We start from the raw sequence: 22470 nt of genomic DNA, 5'->3' as shown, positions 1-22470 counted from the left end.
CGAAATAAAAAAAGCATCTCCTTTTAAAAAGAAGATGCGGCTATTTCAAGCGAACGTCCAGAATCATGTGATTCCTCATGTGGCTCAATTAGCGCAACACCCTCCTATCTCCCGTAGGAACTTCTGTGTTCTTCCCATTTGGCAGGTCTCCTGGCTCAGCGTCAACGATTTCGCATTCCTTCCCATTTCAATTCGAAACAGTGGATCCATACGAATTCTCAGCCTTACAGTGGCGGGACCGCGTTGGACTTTCACCAACTTCCCTTTTAAGAAAATGAACTTAAATCATCTTCACCAATGAGCAATGATTAAATTGTGAACGCATTTATTTTATCATAACCCTTAGTGAGTGAGGAGAATGATTAGGGTAAAATTTATAAACAAGTGCTTTTCAAAAAGGTAGTGAGATCTGAAAAATGCCACAAGACAAATTGGTAAAGTAGTAGAGTATATCGATCAACATCTAAGCGAAGATTTATTCTTAGAACAATTAGCCAAAGTATCAACCTATTCCCCCTTATCACTTTCAGCGGATGTTTAAAGGGCTGATTGGTGAAACACCAGCAGGTTATGTGAAAAGAACGCGCTTGGAAAATGCAGCGCATATGCTCATTTACGACCCGCAGCTTCCAATCACACAAATTACGTTCATATCATATTTAATCGGTTCCGTACTGTCCTGTTCTTTCTTCCTTATCGCGATTGGAGATCATCTCATCATATTTACCCTGTTAGGGGCGATACACGGCTGGTTTTTATAGTATGAAAGCTCGAACTTTTTAAAGGTTCGAGCTTTTTTATATAAAATTAGGAGATTCACCTAAATTATTGAAACTTTTCTATCACTCTTCCGTAGATAGTATTGCAGCTAGCAATTTTATTAAATATTAAATCAGTTGCTCGACTGATTTATAGAAAATGTTGAGAGGGGTTGTCAGAATGCTAGAATCATTAAGTATTATCGGATTTTTTATGTTCTTGATTCCTGTTCTGGTTATTGCTGCTATTGCAGGAATTGCCTATTATTTCTGGATGAGGTTTCGTTATCGTACAGCCAGATCCAACCAGGCACTGATCATTACAGGACCTAAACTGGGGGATCCTGAGAAGGAAACAAATATTTTCACCGACCAGGAAGGACGTTCCATGAAAATCATCAGGGGTGGAGGGTACAGATTAAGACGTTTCCAAACTTCCACACCTGTTAATCTTACATCCTTCCAGTTAAAGCTATCGACACCGAGAGTATACACAAATGGCGGAGTACCAATCGTTGCGGACGCAGTGGCGATGGTGAAGGTGGCAGACACATTAAATGGGATTGCGAACTATGCTGAGCAGTTCCTTGGTAAGGATCAAAAAGAAATTGAAGATGAAATCATCGAGGTACTGGGAAGTAATCTTCGTGCGATTCTTTCCAAAATGACTGTTGAAGACATTAACAGCAACCGTGAAAAATTTAACGCTGACGTATCAGAAATTGCCCAGAAGCAGCTGGATCTTATGGGCTTCAAAATTACGTCACTCGGGTTAACTGACATAAGAGATGCAGACGAAGAAAATGGATACTTAAAAAACCTTGGTCGTCCACGTATCGCCGAGGTCCGCAAGCAAGCTGAAATTGCAGAAGCAAACACCGAGCGTGAAACCCGTATTCACCGTGCCCAAACCGATCAGGAAGCGAAAGAGGAAGAATACAAGCGTCAAATTACCATTGCCCAATCGAAAAAAGAGAAGGACATCAAAGACGCAGCTTTCAAAGAAGAAACAGAGCGGGCAAGAGCAAAATCGGAACAGTCCTATGAGTTGGAAAAAGCCAAACTTACCAAAGAAGTGAAAGAAGAAGAGTTAACGCTTCAATTCCTTGAACGTGAACGTGCCGTGAAGCTTGAAGCAGAAGAATCAAAAGTTCGTAAAACAAAAGCCGATGCCGAATACTACGAAACGACTCGTAAAGCAGAAGCGGAAGCGCGCAAGGCTGAAATTGACGGGGAAGCGAAAGCTAAGATCCGCAGAGAAGAAGGTTCTGCAGAAGCCGATGTTATCAGAGAACGAGGTAAAGCGGAAGCCGAATCCCGTAAACTGCTTGCAGAAGCGATGGAGAAGCATGGCGATGTCATCATTACAGAGAAACTAATCGAAATGCTGCCAGTTTTCGCAGAGAAAATTGCCCAGCCTCTTAACAATATTGATTCTGTTAAAATCATTGATTCCGGTAATGGCCAGGGAGTTCCTTCATTTGGGAAAAGCATCACCAGAACGATGCTTGACATGCAGGAACCGTTACGCGAAATGACAGGCATCGATGTAGGTGAATTACTGAAGTCGTATGCAAACAGAACCCATGAAAGACCTTATCAGCCAGCAATTTCAGAGTTAGCTGACAAGGAAGTTGCTGTGACGACCGAAGAAAAAGAGTCAAAAGAAGAAGGTCAAAGTAAATAACGAGAATGGAGATGTCTCAACAAAGGAGACATTTTTTTTCTTATGGAAAATCGCTTTCTTTGAAGTGCCTAATCTATTCCAATAAAAAGAGCCAGGCACGAAATCATTTGTGCTTGGCACCTATTATGATGAAATAACTGTACCTGGTACAACTCGGATGAATTGTACCAGGTACAGTTATTTATTTAGGTTCAACTGCTGATAAATCATGAAAAATCAGCAGCTGAATATAGAAAGATATTTAACAGGTGAAACCAACGGAAAATTTGCCTGTTAAAAATATTCGAAGAAATTCAACAGTTGAATGAACAGCAATATTCAACTGTCAAAAAAACATTAAAATTCAACAGTCCAACAAACCTATCAACCTTGTATCCCAACCTCAATATGCCGGGAACTTTTAACATCAATCAATCCTAAATCTGTCAGCTTCAACTCAGGGATCACAGGCAAAGTGAGAAAAGAGAGAGTCAGAAATGGATTAAAGTCTCCGGAGAATCCTAATTCTACAAACGCATTTTTCAAATCGCTGAGCCCTGATACCACTTCTTCAAATCCCTGGTCGGACATCAACCCTGCAATCGGTAATGGGAGAGAGGCTATGACATTTCCGTCTCTTACCATCACCAGGCCGCCATTCATTTCGTTAAGCGCCTCGATAGCTTGCAGGATATCACGATCATTTGTACCAGTTGTGACAATATTTTGGGAATCATGAGCAATGGTGGTAGCGATGGCTCCTTTTTTCAATCCGAATCCTTTTACAATGCCCAAGCCAATGTTTCCTGTCCCTTTATGTCTTTCAACGACAGCCATCTTAAGTTGATCCTGTTGAATAGAAGGGATAAAGAATCCATTTTCTACTTGAACCTTTTCAATCTGTTTATTGGTTCTAAGGTGGTTAGGGATGATTTCAATAATATGTGCTTCTTTTGTAACGCCCATTTCAATTTGGAGATGTTTTTCAGTTAGTTCAGGAATATGAACAGTTGAAGTCAGAGATGGTTTTGGCTCCGGTTTTACAATTGATTCTCCGACAAACTGTCCATGTGCAGCTACTTGTTTCCCTTTTTTGTACACCTCTGATATAGAGATCGTTTTAAGATCTTCCAGTAATACAAGATCCGCATCGTATCCAGGTGCAATTGCGCCTTTAGTGTGTAATCCATAACATTCAGCAGCATTCAAAGAGGCGATGCCAATCGCCAAGAGAGGATCGAGACCTTCCTGAATTGCTAATCGAATATTGTGATCGATACTGCCTTCCTCGATTAAATCATCCAAGTGCTTATCATCTGTACAGAATAGACAGCGACGGGCATTTCTTTCGTTAACAACTCCAATAAGCGATTTCAAATCTTTAGCCACGGATCCTTCGCGAATGAGAAGGTACATCCCTCGTCGTATTCGTTCCAATGCTTCAGAGACGGTGGTGCATTCATGATCGGTTCGAATACCTGCGGATTTATAAACATTGATCGCATTTGTATCAAGCCCCGCTAAATGTCCGTCCATATTTTGACTATACTCCGAGGTGATAGTGATTTTATCAACAATGGAATCATCGCCTTTTTGGAGGGAAGGGTAGTCCATTACCTCTGCCAGTCCAAGGACCCGCTCATGTGTATAGAAAGGTTTCAGCTCTTTGGCTGTCAGCGTTGCTCCTGTATTTTCAAATGGGGTTGCCGGTACGCAGGAAGGAAGCATGGTTAACACATCTAATGGAATGTTCTCAGAATCGTCGAGCATGAATCCAATGCCTTTTTCTCCAGATACATTCCCGATTTCATGGGGATCTGTAATCACGGTCGTGACCCCATGAGGAAGAACGACTTTTGCAAATTCAGATGGTGTGACCATGGAAGATTCAATATGAACATGTGCATCGATAAAAGAGGGGCTTATATATCTGCCCTTAGCATCGATGACCTGTTTTCCTTGGAAATTTCCAATCCCAATGATCATCCCATCCATAATCGCTACATCTTCTTCAATGATTTCAAGATTAAACACATCTATTATTTTCCCATTTTTTATAACCATGTCTGCGAGGCTTTCTTTATTCGCAGCTGCAATTCTTTTTTTCAGTATAGCTTTATTTGTACCCATGAAATCCTCTCCTATTCTAAATAAAAAACCCCGGGATGCACCCGGGGTTTGACATAGAGAGAGAAGAGAAGGGACTCCTGCCCCTGCTCCTCTCGTAGTCAAACCATTTACGGTAGTTTGGTAGAAACTTTTGGACCATATTTCCAATATTATACGAGTATGTGGATGATATTATTTGTTGAAAATGATTATTTCACATTTTATAGGCACCAAATGGAATGTGTCAATAATTGATATCTTTTTCTACTCATTCTACATTTATGTACAGGTAAAATAGGTAGACCGATTAGTTGTCTTTACAGATCTGGTCGAAGAAAATAATACTTGAAGAGCTTATCTTCTGTTACATGGAAGATAAGCTCTCTTTTTTCCATAAAGATCCTTTACATCATCCTAATTTCCTATACTATTAATAGAGAGAGTTTTCTGAAATCAATTCCGGAGGTTATGATGAAATTAAAAATTATCCACACAAATGATCTACATAGCCATTTTGAGTCATTCAAAAGAGCAGCTTCCTTAATAAAAGAGCTTAAAGATGAGGACACACTCATTCTCGATGGAGGGGATTTTGCCGATTTCAAAAGCATCGAGCTTCAAGGAACGAGGGGAATGGCTGCTGTTGAACTGCTGCAATCTGTTGGGTATGATGCGTTAACAATTGGAAACAATGAAATGTTCAATGGATTCGATACTTTGGAACATATGGCCAGCAATAGTCCCGTACCGTTCATTAGTAATAATCTTCTTAGGAAAGACAAAGTGGCCGTAAACGGGGTGAAACCAAGCGTCATATTAGAAAAGAATGGTTTGCGGATCTTCATTACAGGTGCGTCCCCTGACTTACAGGACTTCAACGAAGGGCTGGGTGTACATATTACCGATTATAAGAAAGCGATTACAGAGGAGGTAGCACGAAATCGAGGAAAGTATGACTTGTGTATTCTTCTCAATCATGTAGGGACACTGGCAGATGATGAACTTGTGAATGAAATCGAAGGGGTTGATCTCATTCTATCGGCTCACGACCATAAGCTTTATCCACAAGCCAAAGTTGTAAACGGGACCATTATGAACAGTGCAGGCTGCTACGGGGAATACATTGGGGTGGTTGAAGTAAATGTTACAAGGAACGGCATAGAATTACTCCGTGGAGAAACGATTTCTACAAAGTTTTCTTCTAATGATGAAGAGGTCGTCAGCATCTTAAAAGAAAACAAAGAGAAAGCGGTTGATGTGTTAAGTCGGCCACTATATAAACTCAACCAGCCTCTATGGCATGATGTGATAGAAGAGAATCCATTAACAAATTTAATTGCCGATGGTCTGCGGGACATGATGAAATGTGATCTGGGACTAATGAATGGTGGAATTGTGAACGCTGGGGCTTTTGATTTTATTAGTAATAAAAAGCTCATTGAGATCTGCCCGTCACCTTTGAACCCAACCTCTTTCGATATACAAGGAAAGTACATTCGGACAGCTATAGAACAATCTCTGGATGTACAGGTATGTTTAGCTGATGGAAGAGGTCCAGGATTCCGGGGGAAATTCGTTGGAAGGCTTCACGTTTCAGGAGCTGAAATTATATATGATGGTAAACGAGTGTCGGAAATCCTGATTGGGAATCTTCCGTTAGAAGAGGAGAAGTGGTATTCCGTTGCTTCCTCTGATTATTTGCAAAGAGGCTCCGGCTATGAATCCCTCGCCCATAACCGAAATGAAAAGTATCTTGCCGAGGAAATCCGCGATGTGATCCGGATGTATGGATCTCGGAAGGATTTTATCGAGAAAGCCCACGTGAACAGGTGGAAGGAAAGTAGTGACATCATGGTTTAGAATTCAACACACGAGACGCAAAGAGTGTCTCGGCGCTTTTGAATGTGGAAAAGCTACAGCGAAATAGCGCATTTGAAATTGCCTTTTTCTATGAAACTCACACCGGCTTCAAGTATAAAATAGACTTAACTACTTGTACGACTTGTTCCAACTGAAATGGCCAATCGCCTGTACGAAGCAACGTATAGCATGAAAGAATTATGAATTGTACAAGACGCCGGTCACACAGAAGGTATTACGGTAGAAGAAGAGGAGTACAAGAAACGAGTGAAGGGGTTCATTGAAGAAGTGATGAACTCATAAAAAGGAGCAAAACAATGGGAGAAAAGACTTTATTTGAAGTGTATAAACAAACTGCTTATCAACTTCAGGGACATGGGAGACGAAATCTGGATGTTCTTAAAGATGCTTTAGTAGATGTAGATGATGACTTGGAAAGTGATATTTACGGATCGGGTAGAATAATAGAGGACTTCCAAAAGAAGATGGCAAACTTTCTGGGAAAAGAAAGTGCTGTTTTTTTTCCGAGCGGAACGATGGCTCAGCAGATTGCCCTGCGTATTTGGTGTGATCAAAAAGATTTGCACAGAGTGGCGTATCATCCTTTATGTCATTTAGAGATTCATGAAGAAGATGGGCTGAAGAAATTACATGGTATTGAACCGATTCTATTAGCTGACAAGAATCGTGTGATTGGACTGGAAGACGTGATTGGTCTTAAAGCGGACATTGCATGCTTACTGTTAGAGCTGCCTCAAAGGGAAATCGGCGGTCAATTACCAGACTACGAGACTCTTGAAGCCATCTCTGAATACTGCCGGGGAAAAGGAATCAAGCTTCATTTAGACGGTGCCAGGCTTTATGAAATTCTGCCCCATTATGCGAAATCAGCAGAAGAAATCTGTGCCCTTTTCGATAGTGTCTATATTTCATTCTATAAAGGAATCGGAGGAATTGCAGGTGCGATCCTGGCAGGAAGCGAGGAGTTCACCAAAGAATCAAAGGTATGGAAAAGACGTCATGGCGGTGATCTCATCAGCCTCTATCCCTACATCCTGAGTGCAGATTACTATTTTGACCAACGAATCAATAAAATGGATCAGTATTATGAAGGAGCAAAAGAACTTGCTGGTCTTTTTAACGGCTGCCAGGGTGTATCTACTCTTCCTGAAAAGCCTGTTTCCAATATGTTTCATGTCTTCTTTCACTACCCACAAAAAGAAATGGAATCTATTTTGGTGGATGTTTATGACGAGACAGGTATCGGTTTAACTGGTTACGTAAAAGAAGTGACTGAAAATGAGTGTGCGTATGAAGTAAGTGTAGGGGATCAATACGAGAACGTTTCGAAACAAAAATTGAGTAAGTTATTTGTGGTGTTGGATGAGAAATTGAAGAGATTGAAAGAGAAATAAATAATCATAAAGTGGTACCGGATGATTCCGGTGCCACTTTTTTAATGGAGAAGGAGGGACGGACCTCCACCAATAGACAATCCGTGCCATTACAGCATTCTTCTCATAAATCACTATTTTGGAGGTCCGTCCCTCAATTTAACTCAAAATAATCCGCGATTTCTATTGAAATATTCTGATTATTAGGTATAATTCGATACATTATACATTTTTTAGAAGGGGAGAAGGCATATGAGTGTAAAGAATAGTGGTTTGTTCGATGAGTTAAGTGAAATCTTAAGCAGTCACCAAGTGACAGTGAATGAAACGGTTTTGGAGCAGCATGGAAGGGATGAATCCTATCATATTCCCAACTCTCCAGATATGGTTGTGTTCCCTGAGAGTGCTGAGGAAGTGAGTGCGATTGTGAAGGTGGCTGCTGCTTACCACACACCCATTATCCCGTTTGGCCTCGGCACCAGTCTTGAAGGGCATGTGATTCCATATGATAAGGGAATCACCATTGATTTTTCTGGGATGATTAAAGTACTTGAGGTGAGGGAGAAGGATTTTCTGGTGAAGGTTCAACCTGGTGTTACACGTTCTCAGTTGAATAAAGAATTGAAGAAATATGGTCTCTTCTTTTCAGTTGATCCTGGTGCTGATGCGACCCTTGGAGGTATGGCTGCCACAAACGCAAGTGGGACAACTTCTGTAAAATATGGAGTCATGCGAGATCAAGTCCGGGATTTAGAAGTGGTGCTTCCCGATGGAGAAGTGATTCACACAGGAAATCTGGCACAGAAATCGTCGTCCGGTTATAACTTGAACAGTCTATTCGTTGGTTCAGAAGGGACGTTAGGCTGTATTACAGAGTTAACCCTACGCGTATATGGTATTCCTGAACATATCGTAGCAGCACGGGCTTCCTTCCCACATATCAATGATGCTGTAGAAGCGGTTGTATCGATTTTACAGGCGGGGATTCCAATCGCGAGAGTAGAGCTTGTTGATGAACCGTCGATGGTACAAGTGAATCTTTTCAGTGATACGGACTACAAAGAAAAACCTACTCTTTTTCTAGAATTTCACGGCAATGAAGCAGGTCTGAATCATGATGTTGAGTTTACAAAAGAAATTGTCAAAGACCACCATTGTGAAGAGATTATTTTTGAAGAAGACAATGCAGCCAGGAACAGATTATGGGAAGCGCGGCATAATCTTGCGTATGCTTATGTTCATGGAAACCCAGGAAAGAAGCTGATGGTGACAGACGTATGTGTGCCTATTTCGGAATTATCAGGTGCGATCCAGTATGCACGTAAAAAGCTTGGGGAATTAGAACTGACCGGAGGCATCCTCGGTCATGTTGGGGATGGAAATTACCACGCATTGCTAATGATTGATTTGAATAATCCGAAAGAAGTCGAGAAGGCAGAAGCCTTTAATGAACAAATCGTGGAGTATGCTTTAGAACGAAACGGGACATGCACGGGTGAGCACGGTGTAGGTGTAGGAAAGATGAAGTATCAGGAAAGAGAACACGGTGGTGCCCTTCAGGTAATGGAAAAAATCAAGCTGGCACTTGATCCAAATGAACTTTTTAATCCTCATAAACTAGTACATAAAAAGAAGGAGGAACAGAAATGAAACTACTCGAAACGATCAGCAATCTAGCAGGTAAGTATTTTGCTATTTGGGTCATCCTCGTAGCGGCGGTAGCCTATTTTGCTCCTGCTCCATTCCTGCCTTTGGGCGGCTATATAACGATTCTATTAGGTGTCGTGATGTTCGGTATGGGACTTACTTTAAAGCCCGTTGACTTTCAGCTGGTTCTTAAGAAGCCGTTGCCTGTCATCACTGGAGTATTAGCCCAATTTATCATCATGCCTTTAGGTGCCCTATTGATAGCGTATATACTGAATCTACCGAATGAATTAGCGGCTGGATTAGTATTACTGGGGTCGGTTCCTGGTGGGACAGCATCCAATGTCATGGTGTATCTGGCAAAAGGGAATCTGGCATTATCCGTTGCCATGACATCACTGTCAACATTATTGGCACCTATTGCGACTCCACTGATTTTATTGGCTTTGGCAGGTCAGTGGCTGCCTGTCGATCCGATTGCCATGTTTCTTTCCATCGTTCAAGTGATCATTGTACCCATCACTTTGGGGTTAGTCATTCGAAAACTATTCCCAAGCACAGTGGAAAAAAGTTTAAATGTCATTCCATTGATTTCAGTATTGGCTATCATTATTATCGTATCGGCAGTCGTTTCAGCAAATGTTGAAAATATTGCAACCTCAGGAGCGATCATTTTTACCGCTGTGATTCTGCATAATCTATTTGGACTTGGACTGGGGTATGGAACAGGAGTCCTTATGAAATTAGATGAAAGTAAGCGAAGAGCGATTTCGATTGAAGTCGGGATGCAAAACTCCGGACTTGGAGTGGCGTTGGCAACTGCTCACTTTGGACCACTGGCTGCTTTACCAAGTGTTATTGCGGCCGTTTGGCATAATATTTCAGGACCGATTCTTGCGACGTTCTGGAGTAAGAAACCTGTGAAGGAAGAGAATGAGGAGGAATTTGTGCCTCGGGCAGCTAGTCCGAACGCAAGGTAATGAAACGGAGAGGACTTGATATGGTTGAAATGAAAAAACAATGGGAATCACATTTTTTATAAGATTGAGGCAGTAAGGGAAAAGGACTGATCCACTTTGAGTGGACCAGTCCTTTTTAATGAAAATATTCCCAACTGTTTTATGAGCATCAAGTATTAAAAAGCTCCTTAATACAAGAATAGCAACAGGATGGTTGTAATAACTCCAACCCAGATAGCTAGTAAGAAGCAGTAACCCATGATGTGTCTAATATGAAGTCCAACAATACTCAAAATTGGAAGCGCCCAGAATGGTTGAATCAGATTCGTCCATGCATCTCCCCAGCCAACGGCCATTGCAATCGTTGAAGGGTCAACCCCTAACTTCATGCCTGCTGGAACCTGTAAAGGACCTTGTAATGCCCATTGCCCTCCACCAGAAGGAGCTAATATATTTACAACCCCTGCCGACCAGTAAGTAAAGACATCAAAGGTTTCTTTATTTGCAATGGAAGTCATACCATCAATAATGGTTTGACCAAGCCCGGAACTTGAAAGAACGGCTATGATCCCGGCGTAAAATGGAAATTGCAAGATAATTGGAGAAGTTGAACCAACAGCTTCTTTAAAAGCATTCCCAAACTGTCCAAGTGAACGATGAAGAATGAGGCCCAGTGAAAAAAATAAGATATTAATGATATTCAAGTCCAAATCTCTTCCAATCACGAATTCATTTATCACATAAATCAATCCAACTACACCTGTTACAATCCCTAATACGGGCGTTTGTTCCAATTTAAGGGCAGGTGTATTCGCTTCTTGTGATACGGTTTCTCTTTTCAAAGAAACTTCTTTTTCCAGATAAGGTTTAATATTTGTTTTAGGAGCCATGAGGCAAATGACGATAGGCATAGTAACAAATAAGACAGCAAAAATAATGAGAGTGGAAGGATTGAATATGGTCTCTGAAGTAGGGATGACACCCATCACATCTGCTAAGAAATGATCTTTTGAAGCGACAGTTAAACCGATTGAACTTGATAAACCAGCGGTGTAAAGGACAGTTGGTGAATAGGCTGCTGCAACAAGGAGAGGAAAGTGGGCATTCTGATTTCGTTTCCCAACCTCACGTACAAAAATAGCTCCAACGACAACCGCAAGTCCCCAGTTAATATAATAGGCGAAAGCAGATACCACAAACGTAAGAACATAAGCTTTAGTAGGAGTATTTGCGAGTCCGGCTACTGATTCCAGTCCTTTTTTTACAACGGGTACAGCTGCTAATACCATCCCGGTTAGTAAAAGGAGAACCATCTGCATGGTAAACGTAAGGTAAACCCAAAATCCATCTCCAAATGATTTAACGAGGGTAATGGGTTCTTCAGGGTTCGTAATAAATCCAACTATGAAAACAAATAAAGTAAGGAGAACTGCAATGACAAATGCATCTGGCAAGTAACGCTGGACAACTTTAGAGACTCGATCTGCAATAGAAGATAACATCATAACAACTCCTTTCGGTGGTTGTTACATTATATTAAATGTAAAATAAATACATGTCCTTAATTCAAAATAATAGAAACGTACAGGTTCGCACATAATAATGGTTAACTTCGTTTGAGGGGAATGAAATAGGATAAATGACAATAATATATGAAGCTTGGTGGATATAAGGCGAGTGTTGAAAAGGAATAAATGATTACGTTTTTCACCTTTATTTAGGGTATTCTCATTAAAATATGACAAATTAAGTATATGAGACATCGGGCTCTATTCAAATGGAACAGGAATAGGAGTAAGTAGCCTTTCATAATAGGGCATTGAAAGGCTTTATTATCGATTTTGCCTCATTTTTTATCGACTTTGCCCTATTTATTATCGAATTTGAAAATGGCAGAGAGGGACGGACCTCTACGCATCCCCTCCAACACACAAAGCCTGTTCCTATCACATTCTTCTATAAAATAACATGCGCCAAGGTCCGTCCCTCAACTCCTAAACCCAACCTATTTCTTCAACAATAAATACATAAAGTACGGAGCTCCGATCAGAGCGATCATGATCCCTGCTGGAATGCCATCGGGTTCCAGGATATTCCGGCCGACTGTGTCTGCGAGCAATAAGAGCCAGCCTCCCAGCAGAATGGCAATCGGGATAAACATTTGATTGCGTGGTCCAACCAATGCTTTGGCGATATGGGGGGCCATTAATCCGATAAAGGCGATTCCACCTGTGACGGAAACAGCTGATGCGGCTAAGGCAACAGCTACCATTAGCATGATGAAACGTTCACGATTGATGGAAACTCCTACGCCAACAGAGACAGGTTCACTTAATCCCAGAAGATTCAACATCTGGGATTTATAGATTGCAAACGGAATCAGAATCACCAACCAGGGGAGAAGCGCCCAGATAAACGGCCAATCTGACCCCCAGATATTCCCTGCCAGCCACATGGCAATGAAATCCACTTTTGCCCGTTCAGCACTTGAGATGAGAATGATCATGAGCCCGGACAATGCCATGGAGAATCCGACCCCTACTAAGACTAATCTCACAGGCTGAATCCCATTCCGCTTACTATACGAAAACATATAGATGAGGCAGGCTGTAAGAAGAGCACCTGCGAAAGCCACAACCGGCAGCAGATAGGCAAATGAACCCGCATCGATTGGGAAAAATAAAAAGAAGATGGCAATAGAAACCCCTGCCCCGGAATTAATTCCGATAATACCTGGATCAGCTAAGTCATTCCGTGTGATACTTTGTAAAATGGAACCGGAAAGTGCCAAGGCCATCCCTGCCAAAATCGTAATGATGATTCTTGGTAAACGAATAGAAAATAGTATGAATTCTTCTTTAAATGACCCTTCACCTAAAATAGTAGGGAGTAGACGCTCATAAGAAACAGAAGAATAACCTAGTCCAATACTAATAAATGTTGTTGCTGCGATAAGGATTAGTAGTCCAATAAAAAGTAATCGTTGTTTTTTGATCAAATCTGGATGTATCATCAGAAGCCTTTCCCTCCTTTATGTACGATAAATAGGAAGAAAGGTAAGCCCATCATCGCGACAATCGCTGCCACTGGTGTTTCGTAAGGGGCGTTGATTGTTCGGCCAAGCGTATCTGCGAGCAGCATAAAGGATGCTCCAAACAGTGTGGAGATGGGGATGATGAAGCGGTAATCTGTCCCAACCACAGCCCGGACAATATGGGGGATCATCAAGCCGATAAATACCATATTACCAACAAGGGCAACGGCAGCGCCTGCAAGTAGAACAATCACGATAAACAGGATGGTTTTTACAAAAGCCGTACGTTGACCCAATCCGACGGCAACTTCCTCATTCAAACTTAATATGGTTAGTTGTCTGGATAAAAAGATTGAAACCACAATACCGATTAAAATAAATGGAACAATCACTTGAAGCTGGTTCCACGTTGTCCCGATCATTCCACCGGCCGTCCACATCGACACATCTTTGGAAAGCTTAAAGTAAAGGCCGATACCTTCAGAAATGGCAAATAAAAAGGCGGAAACGGCAGCACCGGCTAATACAATTCTAAAGGGAGAGAAGCCGCCACGTTTCATGGAGCTGATGCCGAATACCAACGATGCCCCTACAGCAGAGCCGATGAAGCAAGCAATCATAATGCCATAGTAGCTGATGGAAGGAGAAAAGGCGAGAGCAACGGCTAATGCAGCGTTTGCTCCTGCTGTCAATCCAAGTAAGCCCGGGTCTGCAAGGGGATTTCTCGTCATCCCCTGCATGATGGCTCCTGAGACGGCTAAAGAAGCTCCAACAACAATGGCGGCAACTTCTCTAGGGAAGCGGATCTCCCGCAGGATGGTCACCTTATCTCCGTCACCGACAGGGGTCAATGCGAGCCAAACGTCCTTCACCGTTGTCTCCGCAGCCCCATACACCACAGATACAAGAAAAGCAGCAGCAAATAGGAAGGTTGCCCCCATTAATTTATAAATAAATGGAATTCGCTGATTTTGAGTTTTCATATTCAATCATCTTTTCTTTAGTAGAGTGGAAAGAAAGGGAATTCTTGTGATAAGAATCCCCTTTACGAATTAGTTGCCTAGAAATTTCTCTTTGAAGAAACCCAACTGGTAATCCAGTGTTAATGGATCATTAAAGTAGAATTCCATCATGTTCACTTCAAATACTTGGTTGTTCTTAACAGCAGGAATGTTTTTATATGTTTCTGTTTCCATAAATGAGTTATCTGCTTTTGGATCTTTACTTATAATCAGATAATCCCCGGCATACTCAGGCATAACCTCTGTTGAAAGAGCGAAATATCCAGGTTCCAACGCTTGTTCTTTTACTTTTTCAGGCATCTTCAGGTCCATTTCCTGATAAAGGATCTCTGTACCGCGACCCCAGTTGTTTCCATATACGTATAATTGCTTATTGAAGCTTTCAATAACGGAGACGGTTGTATCTTGCCCAATCTTTGCTTTGATGTCATCTCCGGCAGTCTGGGCACGCTTCTTGAAGTCATCCACCCATTCTTTCGCTTCTTTTTCTTTATTTAGTAGTTTACCAATTTCGATGTGTTGTGTTAAATAGTCTACTTTTCCATACGTGTAGGTAACAGTAGGGGCAATTTCATTTAACTTATCGACATTTTTAATATTGGATAGACCGATGATCAAATCAGGGTCAAGCTCAATGATTTTTTCCAAGCTTTCGTCGGTTACTTCTTCCACATCTTTTAATTCCTTATCCCAACGAGGATTCATTTTAGACCATGAGTCCACACCTACAACATTAACATCCAACGCCATGACGTTACCGGCAAATGAAGATAGGACGACTACACGCTGTGGATCTGCCGGTACTTCAACCGGTCCATTTTCTGATTGATAGGTGATGGTATCAGAAGATTTGCTTTCCTTTTCTTTTGAATCCGAACCTTCTTCTTTCGTAGAACTGTTACCGCAGGCACTAACGAGCAACACTAACAGCAGAGTAAACGGGATGAGCCATTTTTTCATGTTGATTTTCTCCTTTAAGTAAATTGTATGTGTAACACATTGGCTTGTTTGTTCGAGGATCTCTACCGATCTCAGCATCGATTTGAAATACCTTTTTCAGGACCTCATGTGTGATGACTTCCTCACAATTTCCAGCTTTCACGATTTCTCCTTCTTTTAGAGCAACGATATAGTCGGCAAATCGTGCGGCTTGATTTAAATCGTGTAGGACCATGACTATGGTACGTTCCTGTTCTCTATTCAGCTTTTGTAAAAGCTCTAAAACTTCCAGCTGGTGGGCCATATCTAAGTATGTAGTCGGTTCATCGAGGAAGATGATATCTGTTTCCTGGGCGAGAGCCATGGCAATCCAGACGCGTTGTCGTTGACCTCCTGATAAGGCATCGACTTCCCTGTACTTAAATTCCAGGGTCCCTGTCACTTCAAGAGCCCAGTTGATAACGTCATAATCTTTCTTCGATAGACGGCCCATTCCTTTTTGATGAGGGAAACGACCATAGGAAACCAATTCCCCAACCGTCAGTCCACTGGCACTCTCGGGGGTTTGCGGAAGAATCGCCATCTTCTTCGCTAATTCCTTTGTGTTTCCTTTAGAAATGTTTTCACCATCTAACAGGACGTTACCAGAGTGATGGGGAATGATACGGGTAATCGCTTTCAGTAAAGTCGATTTTCCACAACCATTCGAACCTATGATGGTTGTGATTTTTTTATCAGGGATGTCTACGCTTAAGTTTTTCACGATGAGGCGTTCACCGTAGCCAATGTTTAATTCGTTTGTATAGAGGCGAACCATTTTAAGACCTCCGTTTATAGATTAGTAAAATGATAATGATTCTCAATCTCGAACAATTTAAATACTATAATCCTTTTTTACTAATGTCAATAGAAATTTCTATTGTCAAAGGATAAAAAAAGAGGTAGGATGTAATTGAGAATGATAATCAATTATATTTTGGTTACTCAAGGAGTGGACGGAAATGAATAATCACGAACTATTTGATGTGACAGTCATTGGGGGAGGTCCAGCGGGACTTTACTCAGCCTTCTATAGTGGACTTAGAGAAATGAAAACAAAAATCATCGAGTTTCAACCATCATTAGGTGGAAAGATACATGTGTATCCTGAGAAAATGATTTGGGATGTAGGGGGACTCACTCCAATTCCCGGGGCGAAATTAATAGAGCAGCTTGTTCAACAAGGATTGACTTTCGATCCGTCTGTCGTCTTAAACGAAAAAGTTGACGCCATTACTCGTAATGAAGAAGGTATCTTTGTATTAGAGGGTTCATCCGGAGAAAAGCACTACTCAAAAACGGTCATCATTGCAGTCGGAAGCGGAATCATCAACCCTCAAAAGCTTGATATTGAAGGGGCGGAACGATTTGAAGTCTCTAATTTAAACTACACAGTCAAGTCATTAAAAAGGTTTAAAGATAAGACTGTCATCATATCAGGTGGGGGAAACTCAGCCATTGATTGGGCAAATGAATTAGAATCCGTAGCGAAGAAAGTATATGTTGCCTATCGAAAGGAAGCATTGAACGGACACGAAGCTCAATGTGCCCAGCTCATGAATAGCTCGGCCTCCTGCCTGCTTAACACATCGATTACTAAGTTAATTGCGGCCGCCAATCACGAATCCATTGAAAAGGTGCAACTGACCAATCATCAGACAGGAGAGGTATCCTATTTACCTATTGATGAAGTAATTATTAATCATGGGTATGAAATAGATACTTCCCTACTTAAAAATAGTTCATTGAATATCGACATGATCGATCAGTATTACATAGCCGGTACGACAACCAGCGAATCATCGATCGAAGGTCTTTACGCAGCGGGTGATATATTGAAACACGACGGAAAAGTAAACTTGATTGCAGGAGCATTCCAGGACGCTGCCAATGCAGTCAATAAAGCGAAGCAATTCATTCAACCTGAAGCAAATAAAGTCGCCATGGTCTCTTCCCATAACGAAGTATTCAAGAAGAGAAATAAAGAACTGGTCAGGCAGATGATGAAATAATATTAAAGCTCTCTCCACATGCGGAGAGAGCTTTATTTATACAAATAGATCTTAATGTGCTCTTGTTTATCGATTGTAGCGAGCAATACATCATGCACGGTTACATTGTATGCGGTTTTTAGTTGGTCATGTAGCCAGTGTTCTTCCTTTTCTAGTTTCATTAATAAAGATTGATTGATTTTCCGATCTTCAATAATAGGCATGGGGAGATCGAACCCCTTTGGAGACAGGGATAGGTCCTTTTGAGTCACAGGCTGGTATTGTGGTTTGAGAAATATGGAGATTTCTCCGCCAGTTTCCCACAGGGCCAACGCCACATTCTCAACTTCTTCGGTCTGCTGCTTTCTTAATTCAGACAAAAGGCTGTCTAAGGGTACTCGTGCTTTCTTGAGATTTTGATATAGGATTTCCCCATTATCGATCAATGGGATAGGGGAGGGGTCGAGTATTTTTCGAATGAAGGTTGAATGCAGACTGAGGTATACCCCGATCAGGTAAAGAGCCACCAATGTACCCATGGTGAGCATGGAGCCTTTCAATCCCAGTCCTTCGTCAGATAATGGGTGAGCCATGATGTTCCCTATTAAGAGGGCCATAACAAAATCAAGGAATCTTAACTGTGAAATCGATCGTTGCCCCATTAATTTAGCAATGACAATTAGAAAGATAAAGCCAAAAATAGCGCGTAAAATCCATTCCAGGGAAGTCAACGATTCCTGATTCATAAAGAAATCCAAACGAACACGTCCTCACTTCTATCAACTGCCATTTAGTATCTCCAAAAGATTCCTCCAAGATTCCTCCACAAAACAAAAAAGATGCCTACAAATGTAAGCATCTTTTGGAATTAAGCATTATATTGTTCAACGTTTTTATTGTGGGGTGAAACAGATTTTTTATTTACTAAGTATCCAATGAGTAAAACCCCAACCGTAAGACCGATTGTGATCAAATACGTAATAGGACCATGATGGATATTAAGGAAGTTTAAGAATTTCTCGTCTCTAACAATCATTTCACCTGCTGTAAATGCTAAAATTCCTGCACCTAGATAGGCAATCCATCGATATTTTTCAAGTACTCTAACAATCGCCTTTGATCCAAATATCATAATCGGAATCGAGATGAATACGCCCAGGGCGATCATACCGATATGTCCATGTGCTGCACCCGCAACGGCCACCACATTATCAAGGCTCATGACGGCATCTGCAATAATGATGGTCGTAATCGCTTGTCTAAGGCCGGTGTGAGATTTAATATTGGCTTCTTCTTCACCCTCGACCAGTACTTTGTAGGCGATCCATAAAAGAAGGACCCCGCCGATCAGATGAACATAAGGAATTTTTAGTAAGTAAACAATAATGGCAGCAAAGAAAATGCGCAGGATGACAGCTCCTGCTGTTCCCCAGAAAATCGCTCTATTTTGATGTTCTTTCGGTAACCCTCTCGTTGCCATAGCGATGACAATCGCGTTATCCCCGGATAGTATGATATCAATAGCAATGATTTTTAATAGTGCAATGATGGCTCCGGATGAGATGGCAAGTCCAAGCGGAAATAAGAAATCCATATACAGTTCCTCCTTGATTCTACTAAACTATGAACGAAACACTAACTAATCTATATTACCACAATGAATAGAATATTGAACTGCTATTATTTCTAAGATAATTTTCCAATTTATATTATATAATCAATGAAGGATAAGTACACCTATAATGAAAGAAAAAGCCCCATCTCTCTTTTACTTGGAGATGGGGCTTTCGTTTTTGATATAGCTGGTAAATAAGACATGAGTCAATTCCGTGAACTTTATAAACAATATACCCACAAAGTTTCTTTTGCCGTTTATTTACGATTTATTTTATTAAGTTTCTGAATTTTCTATAATGAAAGCGTTATCAATAATATTCAGAGGGGGAAATGATTAATGAAAATGAAAACTGGTATCATGGCTATTATTTTATCAAGTGTACTAGTTGTCACCACTGCATGCGGGGGATCGAACTCTGCAAGTAATACTGAAAGTGATGGGGAATGGAGCCCGTCTAAACCAATTGAAGTCGTTGCTCCAGCAGGTGCCGGCGGAGGTTGGGATACGACGGCCAGGACTGTTTCAAAGGTAATGGAAGAACAGAAGATCATTGAAGAGCGTATGGCTGTAGTCAATAAACCAGGTGGCGGGGGCTCTGTCGGCTGGTCATATATTGATAGTAAAAAAGGAGATAACCACACGATGTTCGTCACGTCTCCACCAATGTTCTTTGTTCCCCTTAATGGACAGTCGACATTGTCTCACAAAGACTTCACACCTATAGCCGGGGTGATCGCTGACTATGGAGCCTTTGTTGTAGACGCGGATTCACCTTACGATACGATGAATGATCTTGTCGATGCATTAAAAAAGGATCCGACATCAGTATCCATTGTAGGGGTTTCTTCACCGGGAAGCATGGATCATATGCAGTTCGTAAAAGCGGTTAAGGCAGCAGGGGTAGATGTTAAAAAGCTGAAATATGTATCCGCTCAAGACGGATCTGGAATGAGCATGCTTCTTGGGGGAAAAGTGGATGTGTACTCGACTGGCCTTGCGGAAGCTTCTGAACAAGCCCGTGCAGGCAAGGTGAAGGTTCTGGCGATTACAGCTCCCGAACGATTGGAAGGAGATACGGTTTCAGAGTTCCCGACTTTAAAAGAACAAGGGATTGATGATGAATTTGTTGTGTGGCGTGGATTTTTAGGTCCAAAGGATATGGATCCGGATGCCGTTGCTTATTATGAGAAAGCGTTTAAAGACATGATTGAAACGGATCAGTGGAAGGAAATGCGGGACAAGTTTGGCTGGACCGACAACTATATGTCTTCAGAAGAGTTCAGTACCTTCCTGGATGAAGAGTACAAAGAAATTGAAGTATTAATGGAGGAAATCGGCTTGAAAAAATAATGGGGCCTGGAGCAGAGACATCTGCTCCTTCCTTTTCATGATTAGGAGTGAATCACATGAAAACAAAACCAGATCGGATCATCTCAATACTTTTACTAGTTTTTGCTGGAATCTATTTAGCTCTCAGCTTTCAGCTACCTGCATTTCCATACGCCATTATCGATAGTGACGTCCTTCCGAAGGGGCTTGGATTCCTGCTCATTATTTTAGCGGTTGTTTTGTTCTTCCAGGCGAAGGATGATACGGAAGAAGATAAGAAAAGACGTTATGTAAAAAAAGAAGATGTCATCATTCTATTATCGGTATTAGGAGCACTGCTCGTATATATTTTTTTACTGGAACCGATAGGGTTTTTATTATCTACTATTCTATTTTTGTTAGTTATCCCGTTTGTATTAGGATTCAAAAAGAAACTCACTACGGTATTAGTGGCCTTTCTATTTTCAGGCAGCATGTATTATTCATTTAACTATTTACTCAACATTACTTTACCACAGGGGATTCTACCCTTTTAGGAGGTGACGGGCATGATTGAAAGTATATTATATGGATTTCAAGTAGCTTTTACCCCGGAAAACTTATTTTTCGCATTTATTGGGGTATTGGCTGGTACGATTATTGGGATGCTGCCTGGATTGGGTCCGATCAGCGCCATTGCGATCATGATTCCCCTTAGTTATGGGATGTCTCCTGCTTCCGCCTTGATCCTGATGGCAGGGGTTTATTATGGTGCCGTGTTTGGCGGCTCGACTTCTTCGATTCTATTAAATGCCCCTGGTATTTCAGGGACAGTGGCAACAGCATTTGACGGATATCCCATGGCAAAGCAGGGGAAGGCAGGCAAAGCACTCGCCATAGCCGCCATATCGTCTTTTGCGGGTGGAACAATAAGTGTGGTGGCACTTATGTTAGTCGCTCCTTATATGGCTAAGCTTGCCATTACGTTTGGCCCTACTGAGTATTTCGCTCTAATGCTTATGGGACTGACAGCGATATCTAGTTTATCTGAAGGGTCCACCAATAAAGCACTGATCTCGGCGACGATTGGATTGATAATCGCAACTGTCGGGATTGATCAACAAACAGGTACACAGCGTTTCACATTCGGAAACCCCGGTTTATTAGAGGGGATCGACTTTCTGATCATTGCTTTAGGATTATTTGCACTATCCGAGGTTTGTCAGTTAATTATCTCACGGAATGAAAATACGTTGAAAGGGAAGAAAGCTGTTGGCAGTTTAAAGCTTGAGAAGAAGGAATTAAAGGAGATGGCAGGACCGATTGGCCGTCATTCCGTCCTTGGTTTTATTTTGGGAGTCCTACCTGGAGCAGGGGCAACGATCGCTTCATTCCTCTCCTATATTTCAGAGAAACGTTTATCCAAAGATCCATCTTCTTTTGGAAAAGGGAATATCAAGGGACTTGCCGCTCCTGAAACTTCCAATAATGCTGCGACAAGTGGTGCGTTCGTTCCCTTATTAACTTTAGGTATCCCTGGGTCTGGAACCACTGCTGTATTACTTGGTGCCTTACTTGTTGTAGGGGTGCAGCCGGGGCCATTGATGCTTCAGGATCACCCCGACGTTTTCTGGGGAGTCATCGCAAGTATGTATATCGGGAATCTTTTTCTCTTAATACTTAATTTACCTCTCATCCCAGTACTGGCAAAAATCTTATATATTCCGAAGCAACTGTTGATCGCATTGATTATTGTGTTCTGTTTAATAGGAGTATACGCAGTCAGCTTCAACACGTTCCATCTGTACTTGCTTGTAGGATTTGGAGTGTTAGGCTATTTGTTGAAAATGTTTAAATTCCCTGCGCCGCCATTTATTCTTGCGTTTATATTGGGGGGGATGATGGAGCAATCTTTCAGACAGGCGATGACGATCTCAAACGGATCTTACAGTGTGTTTTTTCAAAGTAATATCACCATCGGATTATTGATCGTTTCATTTCTTTCACTTGTTCTCCCTACCATTTTAGGATTTATGAGAAGAGGGAAGGCCACGGAAATTCAGGATCAGAAAAAAGAAGCATAATCAATAGAAAAGCAGTGAAGCCCTGATTGCCTCACTGCTTTT

The 22470-nt window shown here is 41.5% G+C and carries 18 protein-coding genes and 2 riboswitches; of the genes, 10 read left to right on the top strand and 8 right to left on the bottom strand.

Features of this window, described 5'->3' with window-relative positions; translation table 11 throughout:
- Positions 1-123: 123 nt before the first annotated feature.
- A riboswitch (cobalamin riboswitch) is annotated at positions 124-313 on the bottom strand.
- A 259-nt stretch (positions 314-572) separates the two neighbouring features.
- Positions 573-761, top strand: a complete 189-nt coding sequence (locus AC6CIB_RS06165) for a hypothetical protein (RefSeq protein WP_498278820.1) — start codon at positions 573-575, stop codon at positions 759-761.
- Between the two features lie 178 nt (positions 762-939).
- Complete coding sequence (locus tag AC6CIB_RS06160) at positions 940-2445, top strand: flotillin family protein (RefSeq protein ID WP_498278818.1); 1506 nt, start codon at positions 940-942, stop codon at positions 2443-2445.
- A gap of 363 nt (positions 2446-2808) precedes the next feature.
- Here AC6CIB_RS06160 and ade read toward each other — a convergent pair whose 3' ends face one another.
- Positions 2809-4554 (bottom strand): adenine deaminase, encoded by a 1746-nt coding sequence (ade, locus tag AC6CIB_RS06155; protein ID WP_498278816.1) that lies wholly within the window; start codon positions 4552-4554, stop codon positions 2809-2811.
- Between the two features lie 75 nt (positions 4555-4629).
- Positions 4630-4731: riboswitch (purine riboswitch) on the bottom strand.
- Between the two features lie 273 nt (positions 4732-5004).
- Between ade and AC6CIB_RS06150 the strand changes: the two genes are divergently transcribed.
- The 4 genes from AC6CIB_RS06150 to AC6CIB_RS06135 all read left to right on the top strand — a co-directional run bounded on the left by AC6CIB_RS06150 (position 5005) and on the right by AC6CIB_RS06135 (position 10414).
- Positions 5005-6393 carry a bifunctional metallophosphatase/5'-nucleotidase gene (locus AC6CIB_RS06150; protein ID WP_498278814.1) on the top strand — a complete coding sequence of 463 codons (1389 nt, stop codon included), beginning with the start codon at positions 5005-5007 and terminating at the stop codon, positions 6391-6393.
- Positions 6394-6710: 317 nt separating this feature from the next.
- Positions 6711-7808 carry a threonine aldolase family protein gene (locus AC6CIB_RS06145; protein WP_498278812.1) on the top strand — a complete coding sequence of 366 codons (1098 nt, stop codon included), beginning with the start codon at positions 6711-6713 and terminating at the stop codon, positions 7806-7808.
- 231 nt (positions 7809-8039) lie between these two features.
- Positions 8040-9437, top strand: a complete 1398-nt coding sequence (locus AC6CIB_RS06140) for an FAD-binding oxidoreductase (protein ID WP_498278810.1) — start codon at positions 8040-8042, stop codon at positions 9435-9437.
- On the top strand, positions 9434-10414 hold the full coding sequence (locus tag AC6CIB_RS06135) for a bile acid:sodium symporter family protein (RefSeq protein WP_498278808.1): 981 nt from the start codon (positions 9434-9436) through the stop codon (positions 10412-10414). The genes AC6CIB_RS06140 and AC6CIB_RS06135 overlap by 4 nt, the downstream gene beginning before the upstream one ends.
- Positions 10415-10581: 167 nt before the next feature.
- On the opposite strand, the gene AC6CIB_RS06130 is transcribed toward AC6CIB_RS06135, so the two are convergent.
- The 5 genes from AC6CIB_RS06130 to AC6CIB_RS06110 all read right to left on the bottom strand — a co-directional run bounded on the left by AC6CIB_RS06130 (position 10582) and on the right by AC6CIB_RS06110 (position 16205).
- The gene (locus AC6CIB_RS06130; protein WP_498278806.1) at positions 10582-11895 is read right to left on the bottom strand and encodes a short-chain fatty acid transporter; all 1314 of its coding nucleotides are present in this window, start codon (positions 11893-11895) and stop codon (positions 10582-10584) included.
- A gap of 503 nt (positions 11896-12398) precedes the next feature.
- Positions 12399-13406, bottom strand: a complete 1008-nt coding sequence (locus AC6CIB_RS06125) for a FecCD family ABC transporter permease (RefSeq protein WP_498278804.1) — start codon at positions 13404-13406, stop codon at positions 12399-12401.
- Positions 13406-14410 carry a FecCD family ABC transporter permease gene (locus AC6CIB_RS06120; RefSeq protein WP_498278802.1) on the bottom strand — a complete coding sequence of 335 codons (1005 nt, stop codon included), beginning with the start codon at positions 14408-14410 and terminating at the stop codon, positions 13406-13408. The genes AC6CIB_RS06125 and AC6CIB_RS06120 overlap by 1 nt, the downstream gene beginning before the upstream one ends.
- Positions 14411-14479: 69 nt before the next feature.
- A complete protein-coding gene (locus AC6CIB_RS06115) occupies positions 14480-15409 on the bottom strand; it encodes an iron-hydroxamate ABC transporter substrate-binding protein (RefSeq protein WP_498278800.1) in 930 nt (309 codons plus the stop codon).
- Positions 15360-16205 carry an ABC transporter ATP-binding protein gene (locus AC6CIB_RS06110; protein ID WP_498278798.1) on the bottom strand — a complete coding sequence of 282 codons (846 nt, stop codon included), beginning with the start codon at positions 16203-16205 and terminating at the stop codon, positions 15360-15362. The genes AC6CIB_RS06115 and AC6CIB_RS06110 overlap by 50 nt, the downstream gene beginning before the upstream one ends.
- A 184-nt stretch (positions 16206-16389) precedes the next feature.
- Here AC6CIB_RS06110 and AC6CIB_RS06105 point away from each other — a divergent pair, with 184 nt between their 5' ends.
- On the top strand, positions 16390-17439 hold the full coding sequence (locus AC6CIB_RS06105) for an NAD(P)/FAD-dependent oxidoreductase (RefSeq protein ID WP_498278796.1): 1050 nt from the start codon (positions 16390-16392) through the stop codon (positions 17437-17439).
- A 32-nt stretch (positions 17440-17471) separates the two neighbouring features.
- Here AC6CIB_RS06105 and AC6CIB_RS06100 read toward each other — a convergent pair whose 3' ends face one another.
- Both AC6CIB_RS06100 and AC6CIB_RS06095 read right to left on the bottom strand, forming a co-directional pair.
- Positions 17472-18176 carry a DUF421 domain-containing protein gene (locus tag AC6CIB_RS06100; RefSeq protein ID WP_498278794.1) on the bottom strand — a complete coding sequence of 235 codons (705 nt, stop codon included), beginning with the start codon at positions 18174-18176 and terminating at the stop codon, positions 17472-17474.
- Positions 18177-18286: 110 nt separating this feature from the next.
- Positions 18287-19012 carry a TerC family protein gene (locus AC6CIB_RS06095; RefSeq protein WP_498278792.1) on the bottom strand — a complete coding sequence of 242 codons (726 nt, stop codon included), beginning with the start codon at positions 19010-19012 and terminating at the stop codon, positions 18287-18289.
- A gap of 366 nt (positions 19013-19378) precedes the next feature.
- Between AC6CIB_RS06095 and AC6CIB_RS06090 the strand changes: the two genes are divergently transcribed.
- Genes AC6CIB_RS06090 through AC6CIB_RS06080 form a run of 3 tightly spaced genes read left to right on the top strand, consistent with a single transcriptional unit; the run spans position 19379 to position 22428 of the window.
- Positions 19379-20386 carry a tripartite tricarboxylate transporter substrate binding protein gene (locus tag AC6CIB_RS06090; RefSeq protein WP_498280477.1) on the top strand — a complete coding sequence of 336 codons (1008 nt, stop codon included), beginning with the start codon at positions 19379-19381 and terminating at the stop codon, positions 20384-20386.
- A gap of 56 nt (positions 20387-20442) precedes the next feature.
- On the top strand, positions 20443-20901 hold the full coding sequence (locus AC6CIB_RS06085) for a tripartite tricarboxylate transporter TctB family protein (protein ID WP_498278790.1): 459 nt from the start codon (positions 20443-20445) through the stop codon (positions 20899-20901).
- Positions 20902-20913: 12 nt separating this feature from the next.
- Positions 20914-22428: a tripartite tricarboxylate transporter permease gene (locus AC6CIB_RS06080; RefSeq protein ID WP_498278788.1), complete on the top strand. Its 1515-nt coding sequence runs from the start codon at positions 20914-20916 to the stop codon at positions 22426-22428.
- Positions 22429-22470 lie beyond the last annotated feature (42 nt).

It is taken from the genome of Rossellomorea sp. GQ25, from assembly GCF_059758515.1.
This window is presented reverse-complemented; position numbering and strand designations above follow the sequence as displayed.